27 protein-coding genes and 1 other RNA gene are annotated in these 25,435 nt (G+C 58.4%); 21 read left to right on the forward strand and 7 right to left on the reverse strand.

Going from position 1 to position 25,435, the window contains the following annotated elements; genetic code table 11:
• The first annotated feature begins 98 nt into the window (after nucleotides 1-98).
• The 4 genes from VN577_23265 to VN577_23280 all read left to right on the forward strand — a co-directional run bounded on the left by VN577_23265 (nucleotide 99) and on the right by VN577_23280 (nucleotide 4,817).
• Nucleotides 99-1,352 (forward strand): LeuA family protein, encoded by a 1,254-nt coding sequence (locus tag VN577_23265; protein ID HWR17769.1) that lies wholly within the window; start codon nucleotides 99-101, stop codon nucleotides 1,350-1,352.
• A gap of 87 nt (nucleotides 1,353-1,439) precedes the next feature.
• Complete coding sequence (locus VN577_23270) at nucleotides 1,440-2,729, forward strand: M20/M25/M40 family metallo-hydrolase (protein ID HWR17770.1); 1,290 nt, start codon at nucleotides 1,440-1,442, stop codon at nucleotides 2,727-2,729.
• A 35-nt stretch (nucleotides 2,730-2,764) separates the two neighbouring features.
• The gene (locus VN577_23275) at nucleotides 2,765-4,498 is read left to right on the forward strand and encodes an amidohydrolase family protein (GenBank protein ID HWR17771.1); all 1,734 of its coding nucleotides are present in this window, start codon (nucleotides 2,765-2,767) and stop codon (nucleotides 4,496-4,498) included.
• Nucleotides 4,499-4,556: 58 nt separating this feature from the next.
• On the forward strand, nucleotides 4,557-4,817 hold the full coding sequence (locus VN577_23280; GenBank protein HWR17772.1) for a hypothetical protein: 261 nt from the start codon (nucleotides 4,557-4,559) through the stop codon (nucleotides 4,815-4,817).
• Here the strand turns inward: VN577_23280 and VN577_23285 are convergent, their stop codons facing one another.
• Nucleotides 4,818-5,678: an alpha/beta hydrolase-fold protein gene (locus tag VN577_23285; GenBank protein HWR17773.1), complete on the reverse strand. Its 861-nt coding sequence runs from the start codon at nucleotides 5,676-5,678 to the stop codon at nucleotides 4,818-4,820.
• Nucleotides 5,679-5,794: 116 nt separating this feature from the next.
• On the opposite strand from VN577_23285, the gene VN577_23290 reads away from it, so the two are divergent.
• The 3 genes from VN577_23290 to VN577_23300 all read left to right on the forward strand — a co-directional run bounded on the left by VN577_23290 (nucleotide 5,795) and on the right by VN577_23300 (nucleotide 9,134).
• Complete coding sequence (locus VN577_23290) at nucleotides 5,795-6,706, forward strand: DMT family transporter (protein HWR17774.1); 912 nt, start codon at nucleotides 5,795-5,797, stop codon at nucleotides 6,704-6,706.
• A 149-nt stretch (nucleotides 6,707-6,855) separates the two neighbouring features.
• Nucleotides 6,856-8,460: a Do family serine endopeptidase gene (locus tag VN577_23295; GenBank protein HWR17775.1), complete on the forward strand. Its 1,605-nt coding sequence runs from the start codon at nucleotides 6,856-6,858 to the stop codon at nucleotides 8,458-8,460.
• 146 nt (nucleotides 8,461-8,606) lie between these two features.
• A complete protein-coding gene (locus tag VN577_23300; GenBank protein HWR17776.1) occupies nucleotides 8,607-9,134 on the forward strand; it encodes a peptidoglycan-binding domain-containing protein in 528 nt (175 codons plus the stop codon).
• 63 nt (nucleotides 9,135-9,197) lie between these two features.
• Here the strand turns inward: VN577_23300 and VN577_23305 are convergent, their stop codons facing one another.
• Both VN577_23305 and VN577_23310 read right to left on the reverse strand, forming a co-directional pair.
• Nucleotides 9,198-9,923, reverse strand: a complete 726-nt coding sequence (locus tag VN577_23305) for a CpsB/CapC family capsule biosynthesis tyrosine phosphatase (protein ID HWR17777.1) — start codon at nucleotides 9,921-9,923, stop codon at nucleotides 9,198-9,200.
• Nucleotides 9,924-9,938: 15 nt separating this feature from the next.
• Nucleotides 9,939-11,150 (reverse strand): aminotransferase class I/II-fold pyridoxal phosphate-dependent enzyme, encoded by a 1,212-nt coding sequence (locus VN577_23310; GenBank protein ID HWR17778.1) that lies wholly within the window; start codon nucleotides 11,148-11,150, stop codon nucleotides 9,939-9,941.
• A 124-nt stretch (nucleotides 11,151-11,274) separates the two neighbouring features.
• Between VN577_23310 and VN577_23315 the strand changes: the two genes are divergently transcribed.
• Entirely contained in the window at nucleotides 11,275-12,120 is an 846-nt protein-coding gene (locus VN577_23315) for an isocitrate lyase/phosphoenolpyruvate mutase family protein (protein ID HWR17779.1), read from the forward strand.
• Here the strand turns inward: VN577_23315 and VN577_23320 are convergent.
• From VN577_23320 to VN577_23330, 3 genes are all read right to left on the reverse strand, one after another.
• Nucleotides 12,098-12,928, reverse strand: a complete 831-nt coding sequence (locus tag VN577_23320) for a GGDEF domain-containing protein (protein HWR17780.1) — start codon at nucleotides 12,926-12,928, stop codon at nucleotides 12,098-12,100. The two genes, VN577_23315 and VN577_23320, sit on opposite strands and share 23 nt — an antisense overlap.
• A gap of 120 nt (nucleotides 12,929-13,048) precedes the next feature.
• Entirely contained in the window at nucleotides 13,049-13,909 is an 861-nt protein-coding gene (locus tag VN577_23325) for a PilZ domain-containing protein (GenBank protein ID HWR17781.1), read from the reverse strand.
• A 190-nt stretch (nucleotides 13,910-14,099) separates the two neighbouring features.
• Nucleotides 14,100-14,558, reverse strand: coding sequence for a response regulator (locus VN577_23330; protein HWR17782.1), 459 nt, complete (start codon nucleotides 14,556-14,558; stop codon nucleotides 14,100-14,102).
• Nucleotides 14,559-14,717: 159 nt separating this feature from the next.
• Between VN577_23330 and mtaB the strand changes: the two genes are divergently transcribed.
• From mtaB to lgt, 13 genes are all read left to right on the forward strand, one after another.
• A complete protein-coding gene (gene mtaB / locus VN577_23335) occupies nucleotides 14,718-16,070 on the forward strand; it encodes a tRNA (N(6)-L-threonylcarbamoyladenosine(37)-C(2))-methylthiotransferase MtaB (GenBank protein HWR17783.1) in 1,353 nt (450 codons plus the stop codon).
• Nucleotides 16,071-16,157: 87 nt separating this feature from the next.
• Nucleotides 16,158-16,736 (forward strand): translation initiation factor IF-3, encoded by a 579-nt coding sequence (gene infC, locus VN577_23340; GenBank protein ID HWR17784.1) that lies wholly within the window; start codon nucleotides 16,158-16,160, stop codon nucleotides 16,734-16,736.
• 110 nt (nucleotides 16,737-16,846) lie between these two features.
• The gene (gene rpmI / locus VN577_23345) at nucleotides 16,847-17,041 is read left to right on the forward strand and encodes a 50S ribosomal protein L35 (protein ID HWR17785.1); all 195 of its coding nucleotides are present in this window, start codon (nucleotides 16,847-16,849) and stop codon (nucleotides 17,039-17,041) included.
• A 168-nt stretch (nucleotides 17,042-17,209) separates the two neighbouring features.
• Nucleotides 17,210-17,566, forward strand: coding sequence for a 50S ribosomal protein L20 (rplT, locus tag VN577_23350; protein ID HWR17786.1), 357 nt, complete (start codon nucleotides 17,210-17,212; stop codon nucleotides 17,564-17,566).
• 186 nt (nucleotides 17,567-17,752) lie between these two features.
• Nucleotides 17,753-18,847, forward strand: a complete 1,095-nt coding sequence (pheS, locus tag VN577_23355; GenBank protein HWR17787.1) for a phenylalanine--tRNA ligase subunit alpha — start codon at nucleotides 17,753-17,755, stop codon at nucleotides 18,845-18,847.
• A 135-nt stretch (nucleotides 18,848-18,982) separates the two neighbouring features.
• Nucleotides 18,983-19,255 (forward strand): hypothetical protein, encoded by a 273-nt coding sequence (locus VN577_23360; GenBank protein ID HWR17788.1) that lies wholly within the window; start codon nucleotides 18,983-18,985, stop codon nucleotides 19,253-19,255.
• Between the two features lie 11 nt (nucleotides 19,256-19,266).
• The gene (locus tag VN577_23365; protein HWR17789.1) at nucleotides 19,267-21,381 is read left to right on the forward strand and encodes a phenylalanine--tRNA ligase subunit beta; all 2,115 of its coding nucleotides are present in this window, start codon (nucleotides 19,267-19,269) and stop codon (nucleotides 21,379-21,381) included.
• 1 nt (nucleotide 21,382) lies between these two features.
• Nucleotides 21,383-21,712, forward strand: a complete 330-nt coding sequence (locus VN577_23370) for a hypothetical protein (GenBank protein HWR17790.1) — start codon at nucleotides 21,383-21,385, stop codon at nucleotides 21,710-21,712.
• Nucleotides 21,713-21,774: 62 nt separating this feature from the next.
• The gene (locus VN577_23375; GenBank protein HWR17791.1) at nucleotides 21,775-22,896 is read left to right on the forward strand and encodes an aminotransferase class I/II-fold pyridoxal phosphate-dependent enzyme; all 1,122 of its coding nucleotides are present in this window, start codon (nucleotides 21,775-21,777) and stop codon (nucleotides 22,894-22,896) included.
• Nucleotides 22,897-22,979: 83 nt separating this feature from the next.
• A complete protein-coding gene (locus VN577_23380) occupies nucleotides 22,980-23,270 on the forward strand; it encodes a hypothetical protein (protein ID HWR17792.1) in 291 nt (96 codons plus the stop codon).
• A 46-nt stretch (nucleotides 23,271-23,316) separates the two neighbouring features.
• Complete coding sequence (locus VN577_23385) at nucleotides 23,317-23,628, forward strand: cell division protein ZapA (protein HWR17793.1); 312 nt, start codon at nucleotides 23,317-23,319, stop codon at nucleotides 23,626-23,628.
• A gap of 185 nt (nucleotides 23,629-23,813) precedes the next feature.
• Nucleotides 23,814-24,005, forward strand: a non-coding RNA gene (gene ssrS, locus VN577_23390) — 6S RNA.
• Between the two features lie 60 nt (nucleotides 24,006-24,065).
• Nucleotides 24,066-24,875 carry a prolipoprotein diacylglyceryl transferase gene (gene lgt, locus VN577_23395; protein HWR17794.1) on the forward strand — a complete coding sequence of 270 codons (810 nt, stop codon included), beginning with the start codon at nucleotides 24,066-24,068 and terminating at the stop codon, nucleotides 24,873-24,875.
• Here the strand turns inward: lgt and VN577_23400 are convergent, their stop codons facing one another.
• Nucleotides 24,876-25,337: a cyclic nucleotide-binding domain-containing protein gene (locus tag VN577_23400; protein ID HWR17795.1), complete on the reverse strand. Its 462-nt coding sequence runs from the start codon at nucleotides 25,335-25,337 to the stop codon at nucleotides 24,876-24,878.
• Nucleotides 25,338-25,435: the final 98 nt, after the last annotated feature.

Here is a 25,435-nt window from a genome sequence, read left to right on the forward strand (position 1 = left end):
TCCTTATGGGCGCCGGTTGGGGCTTGATACTCGCGATACAATGTCACCAAGACTTTGTGGGGAAACAAGCATCCAAGTAGTTGAGGGCATCTCTTCGCGTGAACTGCGCAGAACTGATCTACGACTGGAATAACATCCCAGGTCCGGACTTCAAACCGAAGACACCGGTGCTGCTGGACGACGAATCGCTCCGCGACGGACTGCAATCGCCCTCGGTCCGCGATCCCTCCATTCCGGAAAAACTGGAAATTCTGCACCTGATGGAAGCGCTCGGTATCAATCTGGCCGACATCGGGCTCCCGGGCGCTGGGCCGCGTGCGTTCCAGCATTGCGAGGCAATTGCGCGAGAAATCGCTGATGCGCGGTTGAAGATTCGACCGAATTGCGCGGCGCGGACCCACGAGAACGACATCAAGCCGATTGCTGAATTGGTTCAGCGCACGGGCGTACCCATCGCGGTGGCGATGTTTATCGGCTCCAGTCCGATCCGCCGATACACGGAAGGCTGGACCGAAGACTTCCTGCTTTCTACAACCGATCGTGCGGTGCGGTTTGCTGTGAGTTTAGGCCTCGATGTGATGTACGTAACCGAGGACACCACCCGCTGCGATCCTGCGACGGTGAAGAAGCTTTACACCACGGCCATCAACGCCGGAGCGAACGCCGTGGTTGTGGCTGACACCTGTGGCCATGCCACACCGATGGGCGTCATCAACCTGATTCGCTTTGTCGGCAGGGAAGTGGTGGCGCCTTCAGGGCAGGACATACGCATCGACTGGCATGGCCATTGTGACCGCGGTATGGGGCTGGCCAATGCCTTCGCCGCGCTCGTCGCCGGAGCATCTTGCGTCCATGCCACGGCGCTCGGAATCGGGGAACGAGTCGGCAATACGCAGATGGATCAGATGCTGGTGAACCTGCGTCTTATGGGCATCGAGCCATGGGACAAGCAGGACCTGACCCGCCTGAAGGAATACTGCGAGAAGATTTCCGCTGCCACGGGAGTGCCGATCCCGAAGAATTACCCTGTGATCGGTGAAGACGCCTATCGCACGGCTACGGGCGTCCATGCTGCGGCGATTATCAAGGCATTCAATAAAAAGGACCTTGAGCTTGCGAATAACGTGTATTCGGGCGTGCCGGCGCATTATTTCGGGCTGGAACAGATCATCGAGATCGGCCCGATGAGCGGAAAGTCAAATATCCTGTACTGGTTGGAAAAGCGTGGCATTCCGGTGCACAGCGACATGGTGGAGCGGATTCTGGCGCGGGCGAAGAATTCTGATCGGGTATTAACCGAAGCGGAAATTCTTGATTGTTGCCGTATTCCCGCAACCGGTTCTCCCTCGTAGAATTGACCGTTTAGTGCAGAACGGACAATCGTGCGAACACTCATATCCTCCGTCACAATTCACGTTGTAATATCGATATTCGCACTTATGCCTTCACTCCCGGCCCAGACTGGTGCCTCGAACGAATCGGAACTGTCGCGGTCGGCTCGACAGCAGGTGACGCAAGTCGCCGCGCTGCCCGAAGTTCATCGAACCTTCCAGTGGTTTCGTGATCACCAGCGCGACCTCAGCGATGCACAGATCGAGCTTACGGCGATTCCCGCACCTCCATTCGGGGAGAGGGCGCGCGCCGAATGGTTCCAGGAAAGATTCTCGGCGGCCGGCCTGAGCGCAGTTGAGATCGATGAAATCGGGAACGTTGTTGCGTATTTGCCTGGAGCAACACCCGTTTCTGAGGGCGTGGTGGCTGTTACGGCTCACCTCGATACGGTGTTTCCCGGCGGCACTCCGTTAAAGGTTCGCAGACAGGGAGATCGCATTCTTGGGCCGGGCGTTTCCGACAACGGCGCTGGCCTGACCGCGCTTCTGGCCCTTGCGGAGTCATTGCAGCAGAGTGGCGTTAAGCCCACTATGCCGATCCTTTTCGTCTGCAACGTCGGCGAAGAGGGCGAGGGTGACGTCAGGGGGATGCGTTACCTCTTCAACAAGTCCGAGTGGGGCGACGTGATCAAGTACACGCTCGTGCTCGACGGGGCTGGTACAGATAGCATCGTCACCCAGGCACTGGGCAGCAAGCGCTTTCAGGTCGTTGTGCGCGGGCCGGGTGGCCATTCCTGGAGCGACTTCGGCGTGCCGAATCCGATTGTCGCCCTGTCGCGGGCGATCGCTGAATTCAACAAGACGGTTGTCCCCACCGACCCGAAAACAACGTTCAACATTGGCGTGATCGAAGGCGGAACCTCGGTGAATTCCATTCCGGAAGAAGCCACCATGCGCGTGGACCTGCGTTCCGCTTCACCGGACGAAATTACCAAACTGGAGAAGTCGCTGCGCGAGGTGTTGGACAGAGCCATGATTGAAACTTCGGCCGTTGTCCGCGGCCGCAGGCGTGAGCCGGTGACGCAGCAGCTTTCCTACGAAATGAAGTTGATCGGTAATCGCCCGGCCGCCGAACTCAAGCCGAATTCTCGCATTCTCGCGACGGTGCAGGCTGTGGATGCATTGCTCAACAATGCAGCCCGGCTGCAACGCGCTTCGACCGACGCGAATATCCCGCTCTCGCTCGGACGTGAGGCCGTCGCCATCGGAGCCGGTGGCAGCGGCGGTGGCGCTCACACGCTTCACGAATGGTACGACCCGACTACGCGGGAGCTTGGCCTGAAGCGCATCATCCTCACTCTGCTGGCGCTTTCCGGCGTGCAGACCCAACCGAAGTGAAATAAACTGACCCGCGCAGTCCGCATACGTTTGCCATGAAAATTATCGTCGTTGTTTTTCTGCTCATGACTTCCATGCAAGTAGTGGCCCAGAACAGTGAACCCGCCGACATTATCTTCCTTAACGGCGACGTGTACACCGGCGCCGTCCTGCCTTATATGCCAGGCGCGAAGCCTCCGGCGAAACCGCGTGTGCAGGCCATCGCCGTGAAGAACGGCCGCATTCTCTCCATTGGAACCAACGAGGAGGTCCGCAAATACGCAGCCAAAAAGACGCACTCGGTCGACCTTCGGGGCCAATTCGTCATGCCGGGTTTCAATGACGCTCATCTCCATCTCGCTAACGGTGGATTCGAAAAGCTGAACGTCGATCTTGTCGGGGTGAAGTCGCTCGATGAAATGAAATCGCGTATCGCCGCAAGGGTGAAGACCGCTTCTCCGGGCGAATGGATCCTTGGGCGGGGATGGGACCACACTGCCTGGACCGGCAAGACGCTTCCTTCGCGTCAGGATCTCGACGCTGTGACCGCCGGACACCCTGCCTACTTTGTGAGAGTCGATGGGCACATTGCTGTTGCCAACTCTGCCGCACTAAAAGCCGCCGGGGTCGGGAAGGACACCAAGGCTCCATCCGGCGGCACGATCGACCGCGACTCGAACGGCGAAGCCACCGGCATTTTGCGCGAAAGCGCGCAGGACCTCGTCACTTCGAAAATTCCGCATCCGACGGCAGAACAACGCCGTCGCGGCCTCGAACTCGCTTTTGCCGACGCCGTGCGTCATGGCATCACGTCCGTGCAGGACAACTCCTCGTGGGACGACTTTCTCGTCATGGAGGACATGCAGAGCGACGGCGTGCTTCCCATCCGCGTCACCGAGTGGCTTAATTTCAACGATTCTGTCGAGACACTTCAGCAGCATCGCGCCCGACATCCGCAGACCGACCCGCACCTTCACACCGGAATGCTGAAGGGCTACATGGACGGATCGCTCGGCTCGCGTACGGCCGCGCTGCTTGCGCCTTACAGTGACGACCCGCACAACACCGGGCTTCCCCAGTTCGATCAGGAGAAACTCAATCGCATGACGCGCGAGCGCGTCGCGGCTGGGTTCCAAATAGGTTTCCATGCTATTGGTGACAATGGCGTCGAGATGGCGCTGGAGGCGTTTGAAGACGCCACAACTGCCATTCGCGAGAACCAGCTCCGCCATCCCAACACCACGCAACGCACCGACGACTTCCGCCTCCGGATCGAGCACGACCAGGTGGTGACCGCCGAACAGGTGCCGCGTTACGAACAGCTGGGCGTGATTGCCTCAGTGCAGCCGAATCACCTGCTCACTGACATGAACTGGGCGGAGGAGCGCATCGGTCCTGCCCGGGCGAAGGTCTCGTATCCCTGGGCTGACTACGTGAAGAACAAGGTCATGCTCGCCTTCGGCACCGACTATCCCGTGGAGCCGATCACTCCCTTCCGCGGCGTGTACGCAGCGGTCACTCGTAAGAACGAAGCTGGAACGAAGACGTACTATCCCGAACAAAAGCTGACGATCGAGCAGGCGATTGCCGCATACACAACCGGAGCGGCTTATGCCGAGTTCGCCGAACGGGACAAAGGACTTATTCAAGCCGGCATGCTGGCTGATTTTGTAGTCCTCGACCGCGATCTGACCAAGGTCGCGCCCGAGGAGATACTCAAAACGAAAGTATTGCGAACGGTGGTCGCCGGAAAGACGGTGTTCAACGCCGAAGAAAAGACATCCAAGTAGGGTGGACGAAAAACCCATGTGGAGGCGGCGTGAGGACGCCCTCGTCTGGGGGGCTCCCATGGTCATAGCCCCGGCGCTTTCGCTCGTACCGGTTGCCGTGTCGCTTCTGATGTATCCGGCATTTGCCTACGCCCGACTGCTCGGATTGCTTCTGCTGCCAGTCATGGCCGTTTCGGAAGTAGCAGGCTTTTCGCGGCTCGCCGAAACGTTGCGTAGCGAATTCGATGTACTGTCGTTCTTCGCCGTGGGTGTGATCGTTACGCTGCTGGTTGTCGTTGCGAGCAGCGGCGTGCTGCTGGCAATCGTGATTACGAACTGATCATTTCCCCGTAAACAGAAAGCGCAGGCCGCGGTTATACGCTTCCGGCTTGTTGCTGGCGTGCCCTTCGCCAGTGACGACCACCGAATTCATGGTTAGCCCTTTGTAGTTGCGTGCGGAAACGGCTTTGACGAATTCCTTCACGGGACCCGCCAAGTCCTCTTTTTCTCCGACTGCGATGTAAACGCGCGCTGGCAGATCAGTGTGTTTCGCCGCGTATTCGGCCTCTTGCTTGAAGGAAGAATTGGAGACATAGGTGACAGCCGGACTCGCCGACAAGTATGCCCAGAATAAAGTTGGCTCATTGAAGAGCGAATAGAGCGTGAAGAGTCCGCCGAAGGAGCTTCCCATCAAAACACGTTTCTTTGCATCGGCCGGGTAATTCGCTTCGATATAGGGGATGAGTTCGGATTTCAGGAAGGCGAAAAACTTCGGCGCATCTCCGGAACCCTTCAGGTCGCTTCGCGCTGCGGTCGTATAGTCCATCGCGCGCAGACGGTTATAGTCCGCGTTCTCGCCCGAATACGTAATCGCCACCAGCATCATCTCCGGCACGAACTTGTCATACACCAACCCGCCCAGCACCGAATCCATCAGCTTGAAGTCCCATTGGCCATCGAGGATATACACCACGGGATACTTCTTCTCCGGATGTTTGGCGGCCTCACTCGGCACGCGAATGTAAATGTCGTAGTCGCGACCCGTGTTCGCCGACTTCATTGAATGCAGTTCCGAGCCACTTATGGAGACCTTCGGAAGGGCGGTGGTCGCGCTGGCTGGTTTCTGTTGAGCGCACGCAAATACGGCAGAGAGGATAATGACAACCGTGTGAATGAAAGCACGAAGCGAAGTAGTCCGCATGAAGAGGTCTCCTGTCGTCGGAACAGCTCCGCAGCATTAAACGCTAAACGCGCGCGATTGTCAGGCCGATATTGTCGTCGCTGCGGATGCTCTCAGCCGTCTGCTACCCTACTTCCGTGTCCCGTTCGCTCAAGGCACATCTTCTTCTCGTCTTCATCACGTTTGCGTGGGGAGCGACGTTTGTCGTCATCAAGGAAGCGCTCGCGCAGGTTTCGCCGCTGGTCTTTAACGCCCTGCGGATGACCGTCGCGCTCATCGCGCTCATCATCATCCTTCATAAGCCGCTGAAGAGCATGACGCGTCCGGCCGCACTGGGAGGGCTTCTTGTCGGCGTTTTCCTCTGGCTCGGGTACGCCTTCCAGACCACCGGGCTTCATCTCACCACGCCCAGCAAATCTGCGTTCATCACCGGACTCTCTGTCGTTCTCGTGCCGATCATCGTTGCCGTCAGCGGCCGCCGCGTTCCGAACCGCTGGACATTGCTGGGCGTAGTCTGTGCTTTTTTCGGCCTTTACCTGATGACGATCCCCGCTAACGAATACTTCTCGCTGGCGTCTATTAATCGTGGGGATTTGCTTACTTTTGCCTGTGCAGTTTCATTTGCGTTTCACATTTTCACCACCGGATACATGACCCAGCGGCACCCGTTCCAGCAGATTTCGGTCATGCAGGTAGCGACGGCCGCGGTGCTGACCACGTTCATCATTCCCGTGGAAGCTCCGCGCCTCGCCTGGACCAACCAGGTGGTATTTGCCGTTTTGTTCACTGGGCTGGTGTGTACCGCCCTTGCTTTTACGATTCAGGCATGGGCCCAGCAGTTCACTCCGCCTACTCACACGGCTCTGATCTTCGCGCTGGAACCCGTTTTTGCCGCGCTGACGTCGTATGTACTGTTGGGCGAGCGCCTTGGTGTGAGGGGTACGGTTGGCGCAATCCTCATCCTCGGCGGTATCCTTGTCTCGGAGCTTCGTGGGAGCGCTCTCGAGCCTGACCGCAACTTTGAGACGGCGATTCCGTCCAAACATTAGGGACTTGAGAGCGATTGCAGAAACGAAACGGATATTTATTGCGTCTAAGTGGTAGGGGACTTCCCACACTTTGACTGCGAATTCATCTGGCGGCCTGAATCCTGCAGTTTTTATCCAAATCTCTGTTCTAGTAAGTGGAGGAACAAACTATGAATGAGCGCGTAAGCGCTTTCTGGGAGAAGGTCAAAGCCCATCGTCCGGGTTCCGCGCTGTTGATGCTGATTACGCTCGCAGTCGGCATCCTTATCGGCACGGTTATTTCCTACGGTGTTCGCGGACAAGACAAAAACATCTCAGCCGATGCGACCCCGCTGACCATCCCGGAGCCAAAGCAACTTTCAACGACGTTCTCGCAAATTGCCAAACAATTAGAACCTGCTGTTGTAAACATCAACACTGAATCCACCATCAAGCCGTCCACCCGACGCCGTTCGCCGCATGGCCGCATTACACCCGACAATCCGCCGGGCGACGATCAGGGCGATGAAGAGAATCCTTTCCAGGATTTCTTTGACCGCTTCTTCGGCGGCCAGGGCCCCGGCGCTTCTCCGGAAGGACTGCGCCAGCGCTCGCTGGGTTCCGGTGTGATCGTGGACTCCAAGGGATACATCATCACCAATCGTCACGTCGTGAACAAAGCTGATCGCATTCGCGTGAAGCTTCAGGGCGAATCCCAAGGAGACCCCGGACACGACGCGAAGGTCATCGGTGTGGATGAAGAGACGGATCTCGCCGTCATCAAGATCGACGTCAATAAGCCGCTTCCGGTCGCCAAACTCGGCAACTCGGACGGCGTGGGCGTTGGCGACTGGGTGCTTGCGATTGGCAGCCCGTTTTCACTGGAGAGCACTGTGACGGCCGGTATCATCTCGGCCAAGGGACGCTCGAATATCGTTCCGCAGCGCCAGTTCCAGTCGTTTATCCAGACCGACGCAGCCATTAACCCCGGCAACTCGGGTGGACCGCTCGTCAACATGGCCGGCGAGGTGATCGGCATCAACACGGCGATCATTACCGGCGGCCAGGGTTACGAAGGCGTGGGTTTTGCCCTGCCGTCGAACCTGGTGGCCGACGTCTACAAGCAGTTGATCGGTCCCGACCACAAGGTCACCCGCGGCTCCATTGGCGTGACTTTCCAGGCGACACCGAACCCGGCCGTGGCGCGTGTCTATGGCGGCGGTGCAGGTGTGACGCTGAGTGACGTAGTGAAAGACAGCCCGGCGGCCCAGGCGGGTCTCCAGGTTGGCGACACTATCACCACCATCGAAGGGAAGAAGATCACATCGGGCGACGAACTCGTGGCGGATATTTCCGGCCGTAAACCCGGTTCCAAGATCAAAGTCGGCTATATCCGAAACGGCAAACCGGCGGAAACCACGGTTACCGTGGGCAGCCGCACCAAGCTATTCGGCAGCCAATTGGGTCTTGAGGATGAGACACCGGAAACCTCCGAGCCCGAGGAATCAAAACTCGGAGTCTCCGTTGACAACGTCTCGCCGGATATCGCTGAGCGGCTGCAACTCCCGAATAACAAAGGAGTTGTGGTCACGAGCGTGAAGCCGGGATCGTTCGCCGACGACGTGGGTCTGGCCCGCGGCATGATCATCCTTGAGGTGAACAAGCAGGCGGTCAATACTCAGGCCGATTTCAACCGGATCGTCTCCGGGTACAAATCTGGTCAGGACGTCGTATTCCTGGTCCGCCCCCCCGGACGGTCCAGCGGGACCGCCTTCTTGGGCGGAACCCTTCCGTAATCTGGTCAAAGGCAGGCACCAGCGGTCTAATGCTTTCCACGCTGGTGCCTGTTCCTGTAAAATCAGGCACTTACATTGATAGCAAACGTATAAACCCGGACAAGCATCCAGAACTATAGCTGGATCCCTTCCGGCTGAGGTGTTGTTTGCGATTCGTACGCCATTTTTCACTACAACTCGGGCTCATCCTGATCGCCACGCTGGCGATCACCAGTTCGGCATTCGGTACAACCACCAAGAAGACCAGTTCGCACACCACCGTCAAGAAGACCGCCACCACCAAATCCAAGGCCACTTCGCACTCGAAGTCACACAAGAAGAGCAGGAGAACTGCGAAGAAGTCCTGGAAGAGCCGCGGACAACAGGCCATGAGTTCCGAGCGCGCCCGGGAGATCCAGGAAGCGCTCATCCGCGAGAAGTACCTTTCCGGCGAACCCACCGGTGCCTGGGATGCCCGGACACAGGAAGCTTGCCGCCGTTATCAGGGCGACAATGGCTGGCAGACCAAGGTCTTGCCCGATTCCCGCGCACTCATCAAGCTGGGACTCGGACCCGACCACAGCAAGGTCCTGAATCCCGAAACGGCCGCCACCAGTCCGTATCAGCCGGGCGGCGGAGAGAAAATCTCTTCTCCGGAGAGTGCACTTCAGCCGGCAGTCACGGCCATCCGGTAACCCGGTCAATTCGTTAGAACTCAGTTCAGAACCCCGCCGAATGCGGGGTTTTGATTTTGGAAGTTAGACTTCAGGAAGGTAGGGCAGTAGTTCGCCTTTCACGATAGCTCGGGGATTGTCCCTCACCAGCGCCTCCGCCACCATGTCTCCGGCCATCTTGCGCACCTGCTCGCGCGCTTCCGAGAGAATTGGCGGCCTTGAATTGGTGCTGTGCGCGTCGGTGGCGACTACGTGCACGGCATTCTGATCGATAAGCCATCGTGCTAGCGCCTCGGCCTGCTTGCCCCATCGGCCGGTAAGCGAGTTGGCCGTCACCTGTACAACGCATCCTGCCCTCGCCCATTCGAGCACGCGATCCGGCGTCTTTTGCAGGATCGGGTTCCTCTCCGGATGCGTAAGGATTGGCCGAAAACCCATGTTCATCATCTGCGCAAGTTGCCCGTCGATCGACGGCGGAAGAGAAAAGTCGCTGAACTCGATCAGGATGTACGGCGTATCGCCGATTGTGTATCGGCCGGGGTGCGTCAGGGCATCCTGGATGTTCTCAAAGCTGAAGTGGAAGTCACATCCGAGCGAGAGGGCCGGCTGCCCGCCACATTTCCGGCGCAGAAGATCCAGGGTTTCTTCGAGGTATCGCCGATCGTAGATGTACTCGTCGTTCGCGTGCGGCGTCGCGACGATATGTTCGATCCCATCCTGCCACGCCATGGCGCACATCTGGAGAGCGATCTCCCAGTTGCGTGCGCCGTCATCGACTTCAGGAATGACGTGACAATGGATATCGAACATCGCCGTCCCGCCTGATTACCTGTAGTGCTCCGCCATAAACTCCGAGATGGCGTTATACGCCTGCCGCAGCACGTCATCCTGCGGCAGGAACACCGACCGGAAATGTTTTGTCCCGGGCTTCTGGCCAAAGCCGCTACCATGCACCACCAGCACGGCCTTCTCCCACAGCAGCTTTTTTACGAAGTCGAGGTCGTCTTCCGGGATATTGATCTTCGGGAACGCATAGAAGGCTCCCTCTGGCGCTACACACGACACGCGTGGATTCGAATTCACCCACTCCATCGTGATGTCGCGGCGTCCTTTCAGTTTCGCCTGCACTTCCTTCAAGTGGTCCTGTGGACCTTCCAGCGCTGGCTTGATCGCGCACTGCATCGGATGGCTCGCGCACAATCTCGACCGCAGCAGCTTGTTGATGCCCTCCACGTAATCCTTCGAGGCCACTGGATCGCCGCTTATGATTCCCCAGCCAATCCGCCATCCCGGGGCCAGGTAGGACTTCGACAGTCCGCCAAACGTCACCATTGTCACGTCACTTGCCAACGAGGCCAGCGGAACCAGCGGTTTCTCGCCCATCAACAGCTTGTCGTAAATCTCATCCGCGAAGATCACCAGGTTGTGACGCCGTGCCAAGTCCACGATCTTCATCAGCGTGTCGCGGCTGTAGAGCGCACCAGTCGGATTATTGGGATTGATGACCACGATCGCGCGTGTCTTCGGCGTGATCTTCCGCTCCAGGTCTTCCATGTCCGGAGCCCAGCCGTTCTCTTCGTCGAGGTCGTACGGCGTCAGCGGCATCTCCAATTTCGCTAGCACCGCCGAGTACAGTGGATACTCCGGGCTGGGCGTCAACACCGATTCGCCCTTGTTCAGCAGAGCCGCAAAGCAGATGTCAACGCACTCGCTCACGCCGCTGGTCACGAACACATCCAGCACATTGCGGATGCCCTTGCGATCAGCCTCACCCCTGATTGCCGCGACAGCTTCGGCCGTGCCCGACGAAGGCGAGTAGCCATTCTTGCCGTCGCGCATCGCCTTGTAGACAGCCTCCACCATGTGCGGAGGCGTCGCGAAATCGAACTTCAAAGGATCGCCAATATTCAATGGCAGGATTTTCTTGCCGGTCTTTGCCACCTCATCGGCCAGTACGGCCAGGTCTCGAATGGCATAGCGGACATTATCCAGGCGCGAAGCAGGGGCTATGGGACGAAGCGTTTCAGTGGTGGACATACGCCGTCTATTCTATTTGTTAACCACGCGGGAAGGAACCGCTTGCAACACCCCGTCCCGTGATCTAGCCCCACCCAAACCATCTTTTGTATCGGCCAGAAGGACGCGACCGTCTAAACACACTGTGACGAAAGCCGACCTCCAGCCCCTCGCCCGCAAAGCCGAAGCTCTCCGCCGCCTGCACCACGGACCCCATGCAGTCGTGTTTCCGAATGCCTGGGACGTCACCAGTGCCCGCATCGTCGAAGCCGCCGGGTTCCCGGCGATCGCCACCACGAGTGCCGGTATCGCCAACCTGTTCGGCTATCCCGACAGCCAAATCATCAGTCGGGACGAAATGCTCTCGATGGTCGCCCGTATCGCCGCTGCGGTGAGCGTTCCGGTCAGCGCCGACATGGAGGCCGGATACGCAGACACCGCCCTCCAGATGTACGACACGGCGGAAGAGATCATCCGCGCCGGCGCCGTCGGCCTGAATCTGGAAGACAGCCTCAACGACGAATCCCGTCTCGTCGATCTTGATCTTGAGCTCGAAAAGATCAAGGCGGTTCGGCAGGCGTCCGAAGACACCGGCGTTCCTCTCGTCCTGAACGCCCGTACCGACGCGTACTGGTGGAAGGGCGCACAGCCGGCCACGCGCATGAAGGAAACCATTCGCCGTGCCAACGCCTTCCGTGAAGCGGGCGCCGATTGCATCTTCATCCCCGGCTTGAAAGATCTCGACGAGATCCGTCTCTTTCTGCGCGAAAGTCCTGGACCTCTCAATATCCTGGCTTTCCCCGGCGTGCCGTCAATCGCGGAATTGGAGGAAGCAGGTGTGCGCCGCGTGAGTATCGGGTCGGGAGGATACCGCACCGCCATGGGATTGATGCGACGGCTGGTTGAGCAGATAAAGACCGGCGGCAGTTATGACCTGATCAGCGAGTATGCGATCCCATTTCCTGAGGTCAATGCGCTGTTGAGAAAGTAGTCTCGTCAGCCCGAGGTTTTTTCCTGGCGAGCATGTCTTCGTCCGCTATCCGCAGCAGGTCGGTGGCCGTACGCCCGGGAGCCAGTTCAGACATGCCACACGTGACCGTCACTTCGTACGAGTGCTTCTCTTTCTGTTTGTCTTTCCGGCTCCAGGCCCCGAGGTACTCGTGGATGCGGTGCACGACGACGTCGGCCTGTGCCACCGACGTGTCACCCAGCAGGATCACAAATTCATCACCGCCGAAGCGGATCACGGTATCCGAAGCGCGCACTGAACTTCCCAGTACTTCCGCCACTTGGTGTAGGACGTTGTCGCCGACCAGGTGCCCGAACCGGGAATTGAAGTCCTTAAAGTTGTCGACGTCTACCATCAGCACTGTAAGCGGCGTGCTCTTGCGTTGGGCGCGGCTGATTTCCTTCACCATTAACCGGTCGAGGCATCGGCGATTGAAAGCCCCCGTCAGCGGATCCAGTTGCGCGCTGCGCTCCACGATAATCAATTGCCGCAACAACTCGCGGCGATTCGCCCGGATCACCCTGCGCTCGTAATAGAGATAGGCGTTTAGCAGCAGGATCAACGCAAACAGCCCAAGCACGAGTTCCGGAGAGTTTTTCGATTTCACAATCGACCGGAAATCGAGCGCCAGTTGAGGATTGACTGCAGCCACCAGGGCGGCAGCCCCGGCCAAACCGATCAGCGCACCGATCGCCCAAATCTCAAAATCGCGGCCCTCCAGTCCCTCAAGTTCGCGCTGCAAAACTTCGATGCGGTCCTCGGGCTCCGCCGCCTGAATGCTCTTGTCCATGTTCGCCTTCGTTGAAACGGATGTTACTTCAAAATGCGCGCGGGACGGAGAAAATCGGACGATGGGTAATCACGACAGTCCATGCACCTGGCGTATTTGGCGGGACGAAAGCTCTCGAAACTATCGAGGCTTGTACTGAAGCCCGAACTCTCCGGGAATGTCGAGCGTCGGACGGCAACGCACGCGGGCAATCTTGGCCGGCAGGAATACGTTGGCGCCATCGCTCATATAAGGTACCGCCACCGTTATCTGTGTGTCGGGGGGGTAGTCCACCAGGCTCAGGAAACGGATGCCACCACGTGACATGTCGAGGACGTCTACGACATCGTCATCATAGCCTTGCCGCTTGAGGCATGCCTTTATGTTCTTGAGTGCGACCCGCGGATGCTTTCGGTCGTTTACCTTACGAGCTTTGCGCTCCGGCGCGCTGAGCGGGCTCAGGTACGACTCGCTGCCGGTCACCAGTCCGTTGTCGCCGAGCAGGACTGGCTTCTGCCAGAGCGTTTCCTGCTTGCACACTTCGCATTCATGCGGAACCGTGCGGGTCTGCTCGTAAACCATCAGATCGACTTCGCCGAGGTGCAGCAGTTCCTGGCGCGAACAGCGTGAGCACTGCAGCACGGTTCGGCCTACCTGCGGGGTCGCCTGCGGATCGGGAAAGTTAATGTCCCAGAAATCGGAAGCTGCAGGTGGCAGGAAATGGAAACCGTAGAGGTAGTCTTCTCCGCGAACCCCCACCTGCGCGACGACGCGCGCCGTCACTTGTTTGTCGGCGCGGGAAATCGTCAACTGTGATCCGTTCTTCAGCGACTGCGAGGTAGCCAGCAGGCCGCCGTCACGCGTTACGACGTCGGTGAGCGCCTCGGTGTCGTACGGATGTCCCGCCGAATCGGTTCCGGCGATTTGGATCCGGAACGCATAACGGATTCGATCGCTACGCCTTAGTGCCTGCTCTTTTTCTGCCGCAGCCGACTGGTCCACAGGATTCTCCCGAAAATACCTGCACTTCCGGCCATGATATGACAATTTTTGGCGCTGGCAAATGTTACTTACGGCTCTGGCTGGAAGGGGTGTTTTCCGCGGTTTTTGGGGTATGGCGGGATAAGAGCGATGTCTTGCAATGTACAGGAGCTTAGGGATGGTTGGGAAGGCGGTCGAAAGCCGCCTTCGGCTAGCTGACGCGGCGAGCGCGACCGGCCTGCGTGTCCTTGGACGCGGTGGCCGCCTTGACGGGTGTATTGCGGGTTTCGAGCTTGCGCTTGTGATCTTCGTGGGTGATGAGCAGAGCTTCGATCTGCCGGAGCAGGTCGTTGGCATTCATCGGTTTCACCAGCATGGACTCCGCGCCGCGGCTCTTCCAATCGCTGCCCAGCGACGGGTATGCCGTCAGAATCGCGACCGCCGGATTGTATTCCTGCTGCTTGGCGGCCCGGATCACATCGTAGCCGGCTGTTTCGGTTTCCATTCGCATGTCGGTGATGACCATGTGGTAACTGCCTTCGCCTAACTTGCCCTCGGCCTCGCGAGCGGACGCGGCCGTCTCGACTTCGAATCCGTTCATTTCGAGAATGGCTCTAAGAGTTAGCAGTATCGCAAGCTCGTCATCAACCAACAGAATGCGACGTTTCATAAGTGACCTCCAGGGGATCGGGTCGAGCAATGAATCGTTTCCAAACGTGAACCGTTGGATGCACCAACGGGCTGAGTAGTTGGTTTCGGACTTAGTACCGCAACGATCTCGAAGTGACGAAGAGAATCCTCACCGCTGACGGCTATAATAACCGAAGTCATGTCGCGGTTCTACGTTGAAAATTTTGGGTGTCGTGCTACGCAGGCGGACGGCGCGGCTATTGAACACCAGTTTATCGAAAAAGGCCTCCAACGCGCCGAAAACGCGCAGGAGGCGCAATTTGTCGTACTGAATACATGCACCGTGACCGCCTCGGCGGACCAGGATGTTCGCAATTCCATACGCCGAATTCACCGCCAGAATCCCGATTGTAAAATTTTGGTTACAGGCTGTTATGCCCAGCGCGCCCCCGAAGAATTGGCGAATATCACCGGCGTTAGCTGGGTCGTGGGAAACTCGCACAAGCACCAGATCGGCGAGGTAGCCTGCGGCGTTAGCACGCAGCAGTTTGTGCCGGTAACCTCGCTGGGTCAGGCAGAAGTGCTGGTGGGCGACATCTTTGCCCATACCGAACTGATGGCCGCACCGGTCTTCGAGGCCGACACCGCCTCCGAGAAAACCCGGCCTAACCTCAAAGTTCAGGACGGATGTAACAATCGCTGTTCCTTCTGCATTATTCCGAGTGTCCGGGGACGCAACCGTTCGCTGCCCGAGTCTGTCGTTATCGGCGAAGTTAACACGCTGGTTTCGCGCGGCTACCGTGAGATCGTCATTTCCGGTATCAACTTGGGACGCTGGGGGAGAGATCTTCTCAAGCCCGCGAAGTTCGCGTCCTTGGTGAGACGGATCCTGGACGAAACCCCGCTGGAGAAGCTCCGGATCAGTTCCGTTGAGCCGATGGACTGGACCGATGAGCTGATCGAACTGTGCGCCACGAGCCCCAGGATCGCGAAGCATGCTCATGTGCCGATGCAGAGCGGCAGTGACCGTATCCTGCGCCTGATGCACCGCAAGTATCGGCCGTGGCATTACGAGGAAAAGATTCGCAAAATCCGTGCCGCCATGCCGACAGCCGCCATCGGAGCCGACGTGATGGTCGGGTTCCCCGGCGAGTCCGACGCGGACTTCGAGGAAACACGCCAATTCATTGCCTCGTTGCCGATGACGTATCTGCATGTGTTTACGTTCTCGGCGCGTCCGGGGACGCCGGCGGCAGCCATGCCAAACCAGGTGCATCCGCAGGTGATGAAAGAGCGGAACCGCCTGTTGCGGGAATTGGCGGCCGAGAAGAAAAGGCAATTCCAGGAACAGTTCATTGGGCACACGCTGGAAGCCATTACGCTGACAAATTTCGACGGAACGCGGACTGAATGCCTGACCGATAACTACCAAAAGCTGTGGCTGGAAGGGCGTCATGGGGCGAATCAGTGGGTTTCTGCGCGCATCGGCGGCATCAGTGGTGAAGCGGTTTTTGGTTCAGCGGATGTGCCTGCATTCGCCGTTGCCGATTGATACCAGCAAGTTCCCGTCCTACTCTGCCTAATGCTATAATTCTTAAGCTCTTGTGAGTTTTGGAGGCTCTGTATCGACAAAAGGTTCATTCGCACCAATGAGCGCATTCGGGTCCGCGAAATTCGCGTAATCGACGACGAGGGAAATCAGCTCGGCGTCATGGCACCGCAGGACGCGCTCAGGATCGCCAAATCAAAGAACATGGATCTGGTGGAAGTTTCACCAACCGCCCAGCCGCCGGTTTGCCGCATTCTTGACTTCGGCAAGTACCTCTACCAGCAGGAAAAGAGGGAACGCGAGGCCAAGAAGAACCAGAAGGTGATCACGGTCAAGGAAGTGAAGTTCCGCATCAATGTGGACGATCACGACTACGAGACCAAGAAGAATCACGTGCTGCGATTCCTGGGCGAAGGCGACAAAGTTAAGGCGACCATCTTTTTCCGCGGACGCGAAATGACCCGCCAAGGCCTTGGAAGACAATTACTGTCGAAGTTGATCCAGGAACTGGGCGACAAAGTCATTGTCGAGCACATGCCACGGCAGGAAGGCAACACGCTTCACGCTATCCTGGCGCCGCCGAAAGCGGCCCCGGCACCGAAGCCGCCGAAGCCGCAACAGCAGGCCAGTGGTGGCGGATCGCAAGGTCCGGCCGCTCCGAGCCAGTAGAGTTATCCCCGCACTGCGCCCGCGCACTGCGGGTGCAAGTAAACCTCGCCACAATGCGAGATGAAGGGACCCGATCGGGGGAAGTTCTGTCCCCGGTCCTAAAAGGAATTATGCCGAAGCTAAAGACGCACTCCGGCGCTGCCAAGCGCTTCAAGAAGACGGGTACTGGCAAAGTGAAACGCGGTCACGCGTTCGCGCGCCATATCTTAACGTCCAAGAACAGCAAGCGGAAACGCCAGCTCGACAAGGACACCATGATGGATAAAGCCGACACCGCAAAGGTGAAGCGGATGATCCCCTACTAGACGTGGTAGTTCCGGAATTGACTTCCGGGAAGGTCGAACGTGCTAAATCAGGTTGGTTTGCTAACGGCCAACGACTTAGGACCAACGACCAAACGCGAGTGAAGAGGTAATCGATCTCACGATCTCCTGCCTCCAGCCGCAGAAATGAATTGAAAAAGGAGAATTGAAATGCCCCGCGTAAAACGTGGAACCAAACGGCGCGCCAAGCGCAAAAAGATATTAGACCGCGCAAGCGGTTATTTCCTGACAAAGTCAAAACTGTATCGCTCAGCAAAAGAGTCGGTTGAGCGTGCGTTGAAATTCGCTTATGCCGGCCGTCGGCAGAAGAAGCGCCAGTACCGGTCCTTGTGGATCGTGCGCATTGGCGCCGCCGCCAACGAGAACGGTTTGAGCTACAGCCAGTTCGTCAACGGATTGAAGAAGGCTGGTGTGGAACTTGACCGCAAGATCCTCGCCGACCTCGCCGTGAACGATGCCGCGGGCTTTACAGCCCTCGCCAAACAGGCCAAGGCCGCGCTGGCGTAAGGCAACTTTAGTCCCGGGATTCACTCCCGGGGTGCAATTCATTCATAGTCAGCGAAGGCCGGAGGCAGAACCCTCCGGCCTTGTTGTTTAGAAAAACAGTTCGTTAGCTGTTAGTCCTTAGTCGTTCGCTCATTTACCCTTAAGTTGCGACGCTTGGCTAACAACCAACGACTAACGACCAACGACATGCCTTATACAGTCCCCAAACTCGAAACGTACTCATCCGACGAACTCGATCGCGCTGTAGCCGATATGCTTGCGGCGCTCGAGCAGGAATCCAAATCCGTCGCCGACGACGCCCAGTGGCAGGAGTTCCGCAACCGCTGGATGGCGCGCAAGAACGGCGTGCTTACGCAGATCAACGACGGCTGGCTTAAGGCCGCACCCGGTCCGCAGAAGCGCGACGTGGGTCAGCGCGTGAACCAGGTCAAGCAGAAGGTGGAAGCCGTCGTCGAGGAGACGAAGGAATCGCTCTCTGGCGCCACCAGCGAAAAACGATTGCTCGCGGAGAAGGTCGACGTCACGCTTCCCGGCACGCGCCGTCAGATCGGTGCAACGCACCCCATCACCCTCGTCATGGACGAGATCGTCGGCGTCTTTAAGGCGATGGGCTACTCGGTCGCCGAAGGACCGGAGATCGAAAGCGACTACTACAACTTCGAGTCGTTGAACTTCCCGCTGAACCATCCGGCGCGCGACATGCAGGATACGATCTTCATCGCCGGGCAGGAGCGGAAGCAGCAGCGCGACCGCCTGTTATTGCGCACGCACACGTCGCCGGTGCAGATCCGCTACATGGAAAAGCATAAGCCGCCGATCCGGGTTGTGATCCCCGGCCGCGTGTACCGCAACGACGCGCCCGACGCGACTCATTCGCCGATGTTCCACCAGATCGAAGGCCTCGCCGTGGACACGAACATCACCTTCAGCGACCTGAAGGGCACGCTTGATCACGCGATGAAGATGCTGTTCGGCTCGAGGGTGAAGACGAAGCTGCGCCCGTCGTTCTTCCCGTTCACGGAACCCAGCGCCGAGGTGCTGGTGACATGCCCGTTCTGCACCAAGGGATGCCGCGTCTGCAAGATGAGCGGATGGATCGAACTGCTCGGCGCAGGCATGGTCGACCCGGCGCTTTACGGCTACGTCGGATACGATGCCGACAAGGTCAGCGGCTTCGCCTTCGGCATGGGTGCCGACCGGCTGGCGGCGATGAAATATGGCGTGGATGACATTCAACTGTTCTTCCACGGAGACGTACGGTTCCTGCGGCAGTTCGCCTGAGGTTTTGAAAGGGCACGGCTTAACCGTGCCGCACATCTGTTTTTAGCCGCGGAGCGGCGTGACGCGTTTTCAGCCCAGGGCGGAAGCCCTGGGTCGCAGAGCAGGACAAAGGAAGAGCCCCGGAGGGGCGGCACGATGACTCGGGCGGTGCAATTTCGCGTGGTGCTGTACTCAGTGGCACTGCTGCTGTGCCTGTTCCTGAGCTACATGGCCTGGCACTGGCTCGCGTATCACATGGATGCGTTGCAGGCTCTGCGGTGGCTAAAGCCGCTGGCACGTTTTCACTTCGGCATGCCGAAAACCGATCCACACACGCAGTTGCTGATGGGAACACTGGGCAGCGTGTATTTTGCCGTTCGTTTATGGCTTACGTTGCGCGGGATCAAGCGCAACAAGATTAAGAACTAAAGACTGGACTCATGCTCTTATTACCTTCATGGCTTCGTGAATTCGTAAATATCCCGGTGGACGACACCAAACTCGCCGATGACCTGACCATGGCCGGCATCTCCATCGAGGGAGTCACCTCGGAGAACGGACAGACCGTCTACGACATCGACATCACGCCGAACCGCGTGGACGCGATGAACCACTACGGCGTGGCGCGTGATTGCGCGGCGGTCTATAACGCCGACCTGATATCAGCAACGGCGCAGTTGCCGGACGGCAAGGGCAAGGCGAACTTTACGATCGAAATCGCCGATGCCGACCTGTGCGCGCGGTACACGTCGCGCATCGTTCGTGGCGTGACGATCAAACCGTCGCCGCAGAAGGTGGCGGACCGTTTGACGCTGCTTGGCTCGCGTCCGATCAACAACGTGGCCGATGCGACGAACTATGCCTTGCAGGAGTTTGGGCATCCGACTCACGCGTTTGATCTCGACAAACTGGAAGGGAAGATCATCGTCCGCCGCGCGCACGACGGCGAAGTGGTAAAGACCCTCGACGGCGTGGAACGCAAACTCACGAAGGACGATCTTGTCATCGCTGATGCCAAAAAGGCCGTTGCCATTGCCGGCGTCATGGGCGGCTTCGACACGATGATTACCGAAGAGACAAAGAACGTCCTGATCGAAGCAGCGTGGTTCGATCCGGCAGCGATTCGCCGAACATCGCGCCGCCTCGGCATGCACACCGACGCGTCGCATCGCTTCGAGCGCGGCGCCGACTGGGGATGCACTCCGCTGGCCTGCGACCGTGTGGCGCAACTGATTCTCGAAAGCGCAGGCGGAACGCTCGAAGGCGGACAGATCGACGTAGTTGCCCGGAAGGTCGAGCGCCCAACGCTTTCGCTCCGCCGTTCCGAAGTCACACGCATTCTCGGCCGCAACAGCGATGGTCAGGAAATCGATGCCACCGAGATTGAGCGCATCTTGCGCCACCTCGGCTTCGGCGTGACAGCAGGCCGCTCAACAGTGGTAAGCAAAACGAGCGGCGCAACCGCAGGCAGTGGCGGCACCCACGCTGCCGTTGCCGAAGCGCCCGCCGACTTCACCGTCCAGGTCCCAACCTGGCGTCTCGACGTAGAGCGTGAAATCGATCTGATTGAAGAAGTCGCGCGCATCTACGGCTTCGAGCGCTTCCCGAACACGCTGCCTACGTTCTCTGGCGCCGTTCAGGAACTTCCGGATGAGCGCAAGGAGACGCGTATGCGTCGTGATCTGCTGGCGATGGGGTACGACCAGGCGATCTCGCTAAGCTTCATCTCGCACGAAGAGGCCAAGGCGTTTGCTTCGATGGACATCGTCGAAGTAGCAAACCCACTCAGCGAAGAAGCCAGCGTAATGCGAACCTCGCTCGTGCCCAGCATGCTCGACATGCTCGCTCGCAACCTGAATTACGGCACCACCGACGTCCGAGTCTTCGAGTTCGGCAACGCCTACGAAAAGCTTGGCGAGAAGGCTGAGCAGTACCGTCGCCTTGCGATGGGCGCTACCGGCAATGCCGTCCCGGGCGACGTGCACGAAAAGTCTCGCCCCTACACGTTCTTCGACATGAAGGGCGACATCGAAACGATGCTGTCGGCCTTCCAGTACAGCAATATCTACTTTGACGCGACCGCCGCCGAGTACTTTCACCCAGGCCGATCGGCGCGCGTCGTGATCGACGGTCGCCGCATCGGCCAATTCGGGCAGATTCATCCGAAGGTCGCGGCCGAGCGCAAGCTGAAGCAGGACATCTTCGTGGCGGAGTTCGACCTGGAGCGTTTGTATCAGCAGTCATTGCGAGATATCTCATACCGCAAGCTGTCGAACTTCCCGGCCGTGGATCGTGATTTCTCGTTCATCTTCGACGATGCGGTCACGTTCGAGAAGATCAGCAACGCCGTTGATGCGCTGCGCCTGTCGGATCTCACAAGGTTCTGGCCGGTGGAGGTCTTCCGTGGCGGCTCGGTGCCGGCAGGGAAGTACTCTGTGCTGTTGCGGGCGGAGTTCCAGTCCAACGATCGCACCCTTCGCGACGAGGAAGTCGCGTTGTGGGCGGCTCAGATCGTGACGGCCCTGAATGCCCTTGGGGGAGCCCAGCGAGCCTAAGATGGCGGCCATGCGACGCAACATGCTGGTGGGAGTGCTGGCAATCGTAGCCGCGGCGGCCGCGATTGCCATTGCCATGCTGCTCGTTGACATCAACAACGACCGCCAGTATCGCGTCCGGATCACCGGCCCCGTCCGGCTTTACGATCCCAATATCTCCCTGAGCCGCCACTCGCGCGAGGATGGCGTTGTCGACATGCTCACCCCGTCAAACGACGTAAAGGTACTCCGTATCCGCTTCGGCGACGATTACGAAGCTATTCGCGTGCGGCTGGCCGACGGGCGCGAAGGGTACCTCTTCTGCTGCGACAACTTCGAACTAAGTAAGTAATCCCATACTGCTGGCTTTCGCTTTGCGGTGCGAGTAGGATTCCGCCAATCGGAGGTGGGGAGATGGGGTTCACTCGACGCAATTTCCTTTCGCGGCTCGCAATCGGAGCGGGCTCGGCCGCAGTTTTGCAGGTGCCGCTGGCGCAGCGCATCTTCGCTTCGCCCGAGCCACAGCGCACGCTTCCTCTCGCCGGAGCCATCCAGCTCGGCAGCAATGAGAACGCATACGGGCCGTTACCATCGGCCGTCAGCGCCATGCAGGATGCGCTCAGTCGCGCGAACCGGTACCCCTTTGTGCTGTACGGTCCGTTGGTGGAGCGGATCGCTGCCTATCATCGCATCTCGCCGGAGCAAGTGGTCATCGGCAGCGGTTCCACCGAACCAATGCGGCTTTCGGCACAGGCTCTAGTTGGGACGGGAAAGAATGTCGTAGTCGCCGACCCGACCTTTGAGGCCATGGGCGAGTTTGCTTCAGAGCTGCGGGCGGAAATCCGAAAAGTACCTCTATCGTCCAGTTTTGCTCACGATCTGGATGCCATGCTGAAGCGCGTGGACGCCAACACCGCGGTCGTCTACATCTGCAATCCCAACAATCCCACGGCGAGTGTTACCCCTGCGGGCGATCTGGAGACGTTCTTCGGAAAGCTGCCGGCCCATGTAACCGTGGTGATGGACGAGGCGTACCATCACTTCGCCGACGGTATGCCAGGGTACCGCTCCTTCATCGATCGCGCCGGCGACCGCTTCATCGTGCTTCGGACATTCTCGAAGATCTACGGCATGGCGGGCATGCGGCTTGGCTATTCGGTTTCGTCCGCGGCCACGGCAAAGAAGCTCTCGGAGTATAGCCTGCCGATCAGTATCAACATTGTCGCCGCTGCGGCTGGAATGGCTTCGTTAGATGACGATGTAGCCATGAAGTTTGCGGCCGAGCGGAACGCCGCGGATCGAGCGGAGTTCATGGCACAGGCCGCGGCAAGGAAACTGGCGGTGATCCCGTCGAGCTGCAACTTTGCTATGGTTAAGACCGGGCGCCCTGCAAAGGACTTGAATGCTGCCTTTCGCGCCAGAAACATTATTGTCGGACGGCCGTTCCCGCCGATGCTGGATTATCTGCGTGTTTCGTTTGGTCAACCAGCAGAGATGAAGACGTTTTGGCAAGCGTGGGACCAGATCAATTCGTAGCGGCTTAAGTTGTTTTTGTGGAAAACCGTTGCGCATCGGTGCGCTATACTGCGCTTCAAGACTGAAACAGGATAATTTCAATAATGCCTTCAAACGCCGTGATTGCCCCCGAAATCTCTGCTGACGAATTCCACTCATTAGAAGAAAAGGTCTATAAGACCATCGAATTGCTCAAGTCCGCGCGCGACGCCAAGGCGGCCGCGGAACGCGATGCCTCCCGTGTCCGCGAACAGCTTGAGATGCGCGAGGAAGAGATCGAATCTTTGAAGGGCGAAGTCGTCGCCCTGCGCAAGGAACGGGAAGAGGTACGTACCAGAGTAGAAAAGATGCTGAAGCAAATTGATGAGTTGACGGCGGAGGAATCGGCGGGATAATCAAATCAGCCACTTCGCCAATAGAGAAAGGCGCAACGGAGGAGCTTTGAGTCAGACAAACGGCAACGGCAGCGTGAGGGTCGAAATCTACGACCAGGCATATAACCTGCGTGGAACCGATCCGGAATACATTTTCAAGCTGGCGGAATTCGTGGACTCGAGAATACGTGCCGTCGCTTCGCAAACCTCCACGGTCGAAGCATTGCGTCTCGCCGTGCTTGCCGCACTGAACATCGCGGACGAGTACCACATCCTGAAGCGCAAATATGACGCTATCGCCGGCGACCTGACCAAGCGCACCAACAATCTTTCCGACGCGCTGGACGAAGTACTAAGTGATAATCGCAAGGTCGGATAAGCTCGCATTTTTCTGGAGCCCCTTGCCGAAGCGCAAGGGGTTTTCTGTTGCGACTTCCACCCGATTGCCTCATCTAACACAAAAGAACCGCTCTTGAAAAGGAACGCCAGAGCACGTCAGTTTCCAAGAAAATCGCGGCTTCCACTTGCGTGGGCAGCAGCTTTCTGAGAGCATCGAACCACAAAGCCGACCTGCAACGTTGGTGCTGATGGCAACCGTTTTTTTGAACCATTAGTCAATGATTCGGGGAGCTGACTCGAAATTGGTCCGGTGAGCAAGGTTCCGCCAGTACGGAAATGCCTAATGGATCACGGAGGCTCCCCACCTAGCTGGGCTAGGTTCATTGACGGCCCATCTCACGGCGACGCGGGTTGGCTTTTTCTTTTCCTGCTACACTAAATGCAGGCCAACCGGCGGTTCTAGAACCGAAACGTAACGTGCACCCAACCCTCTTTCATATCGGACATTTCGCTCCTCCAACCTACGGACTTCTTGTCGCACTCGGTGTACTTACCGGGCTGATCGTCACGGTCAAGCTCGCAAGGTCGCAGAACCTCAATCCCGACTACGCCTGGAACCTCGGCGTGCTGGTGGTGCTGGCTGCCATCGTTGGTGCCAAGGTGTTGCTGATCATCAACGATTTCAACTGGTACATGAAGCACCCGGCAGACATCTTCAGCCTCTCGATGCTGCAGGCGGGCGGAGTGTTCTACGGTGGCGTGCTGGCCGCGATCGCAACCGCCATCTACTACATCCGCAAGCACAACATGCCCGTGCTTCGCACATGCGATACCTTCGCGCCCGGACTGGCGCTCGGCCACGCCATTGGCCGCATCGGTTGCTTTTCCGCGGGGTGCTGCTACGGCAAGCACACGGATGCATGGTGGGGGGTGACGTTCACGAACGCACTGGCGAACCAGATCAGCGGAACTCCACTGAACGTCCCGCTGGTGCCCACGCAGTTGATCGAGTCCGTGGTTGAACTCCTGAACTTCTTCATCCTCCTGCTGCTGATCCGCAACAAGAAGTTCGAAGGCCAGGTGATCGGCTCGTACCTGTTTCTCTACGGAGTAGCGCGGTACTTCATCGAATTCGTCCGCGATGATCCCGAGCGCGGATCGATGTTCGGCGGCGCTATGACCGGCACGCAGTTCATCTCCATCTGCCTGGTGATTGCCGGCGGCATTCTCTGGATGAAGCGGACGAAAGCTCCGGCATCCAATCTCTCCGCGGTCGCACAGCGCTAGTTAATGTTTGGGATATCTCGGTTGTAGCCGAAGCGGCAGGATTGTGTTCGCCGACAAATCGAGCAATTCCGCTCCTAACTGCTGGATCGTGAACAAGCAGGATTCCGCATGCGCTTGCAGGTGATTCCGCATCGTTTCAGAATCGACCAGCAGGATTCGGCAGTCGCTGATCGCCGTCGCCGTGTGCTGGTGCGGACTGTTTGCAAGGACAGAAGGCAGGCCCATCAACTGTCCGGCGTGGGCTACTCCCAGCAGCAGCTTTCGGTCGCCTGAGAAGATCGCCAGTTCCAGTTCACCCGAATCGACGTAATAGGCTCCACGGCAAGGCTCATTTTCCTGGAAGAGGACCGCACCCGCAGGCACCGAAAGTGACACGCCCGCCTGGCGGATAAACTCCAGCAGCGAAGCGGCGCTGGAGCCACCATCGCCTCCGAAAACCGAAGCTGAGCCGGAACTTGGCACTAAGCCATCGTGGCTGGCGGATGCGAACAGTGGCAGTGATAACAGTCACACGATTTCGTGTACAGGTCACGAAAAACCCAGAAAATCCGCCGATTCGG

It is taken from the genome of Terriglobales bacterium (genome assembly GCA_035561515.1).
In the GTDB taxonomy this organism is placed as follows: Bacteria; Acidobacteriota; Terriglobia; order Terriglobales; family Acidobacteriaceae; genus DATMXP01.

Coding starts and splice junctions, on each gene's coding strand:
- VN577_23270 (HWR17770.1), top strand. CDS start 1,440: ATGCCTTCACTCCCGGCCCAGACTGGTGCCTCGAACGAATCGGAACTG.
- VN577_23275 (HWR17771.1), top strand. CDS start 2,765: ATGAAAATTATCGTCGTTGTTTTTCTGCTCATGACTTCCATGCAAGTA.
- VN577_23280 (HWR17772.1), top strand. CDS start 4,557: ATGGTCATAGCCCCGGCGCTTTCGCTCGTACCGGTTGCCGTGTCGCTT.
- VN577_23285 (HWR17773.1), bottom strand. CDS start 5,678: ATGCGGACTACTTCGCTTCGTGCTTTCATTCACACGGTTGTCATTATC.
- VN577_23295 (HWR17775.1), top strand. CDS start 6,856: ATGAATGAGCGCGTAAGCGCTTTCTGGGAGAAGGTCAAAGCCCATCGT.
- VN577_23305 (HWR17777.1), bottom strand. CDS start 9,923: ATGTTCGATATCCATTGTCACGTCATTCCTGAAGTCGATGACGGCGCA.
- VN577_23310 (HWR17778.1), bottom strand. CDS start 11,150: ATGTCCACCACTGAAACGCTTCGTCCCATAGCCCCTGCTTCGCGCCTG.
- VN577_23320 (HWR17780.1), bottom strand. CDS start 12,928: ATGGACAAGAGCATTCAGGCGGCGGAGCCCGAGGACCGCATCGAAGTT.
- VN577_23330 (HWR17782.1), bottom strand. CDS start 14,558: ATGAAACGTCGCATTCTGTTGGTTGATGACGAGCTTGCGATACTGCTA.
- mtaB (HWR17783.1), top strand. CDS start 14,718: ATGTCGCGGTTCTACGTTGAAAATTTTGGGTGTCGTGCTACGCAGGCG.
- rpmI (HWR17785.1), top strand. CDS start 16,847: ATGCCGAAGCTAAAGACGCACTCCGGCGCTGCCAAGCGCTTCAAGAAG.
- rplT (HWR17786.1), top strand. CDS start 17,210: ATGCCCCGCGTAAAACGTGGAACCAAACGGCGCGCCAAGCGCAAAAAG.
- pheS (HWR17787.1), top strand. CDS start 17,753: ATGCCTTATACAGTCCCCAAACTCGAAACGTACTCATCCGACGAACTC.
- VN577_23360 (HWR17788.1), top strand. CDS start 18,983: ATGACTCGGGCGGTGCAATTTCGCGTGGTGCTGTACTCAGTGGCACTG.
- VN577_23365 (HWR17789.1), top strand. CDS start 19,267: ATGCTCTTATTACCTTCATGGCTTCGTGAATTCGTAAATATCCCGGTG.
- VN577_23370 (HWR17790.1), top strand. CDS start 21,383: ATGGCGGCCATGCGACGCAACATGCTGGTGGGAGTGCTGGCAATCGTA.
- VN577_23375 (HWR17791.1), top strand. CDS start 21,775: ATGGGGTTCACTCGACGCAATTTCCTTTCGCGGCTCGCAATCGGAGCG.
- VN577_23380 (HWR17792.1), top strand. CDS start 22,980: ATGCCTTCAAACGCCGTGATTGCCCCCGAAATCTCTGCTGACGAATTC.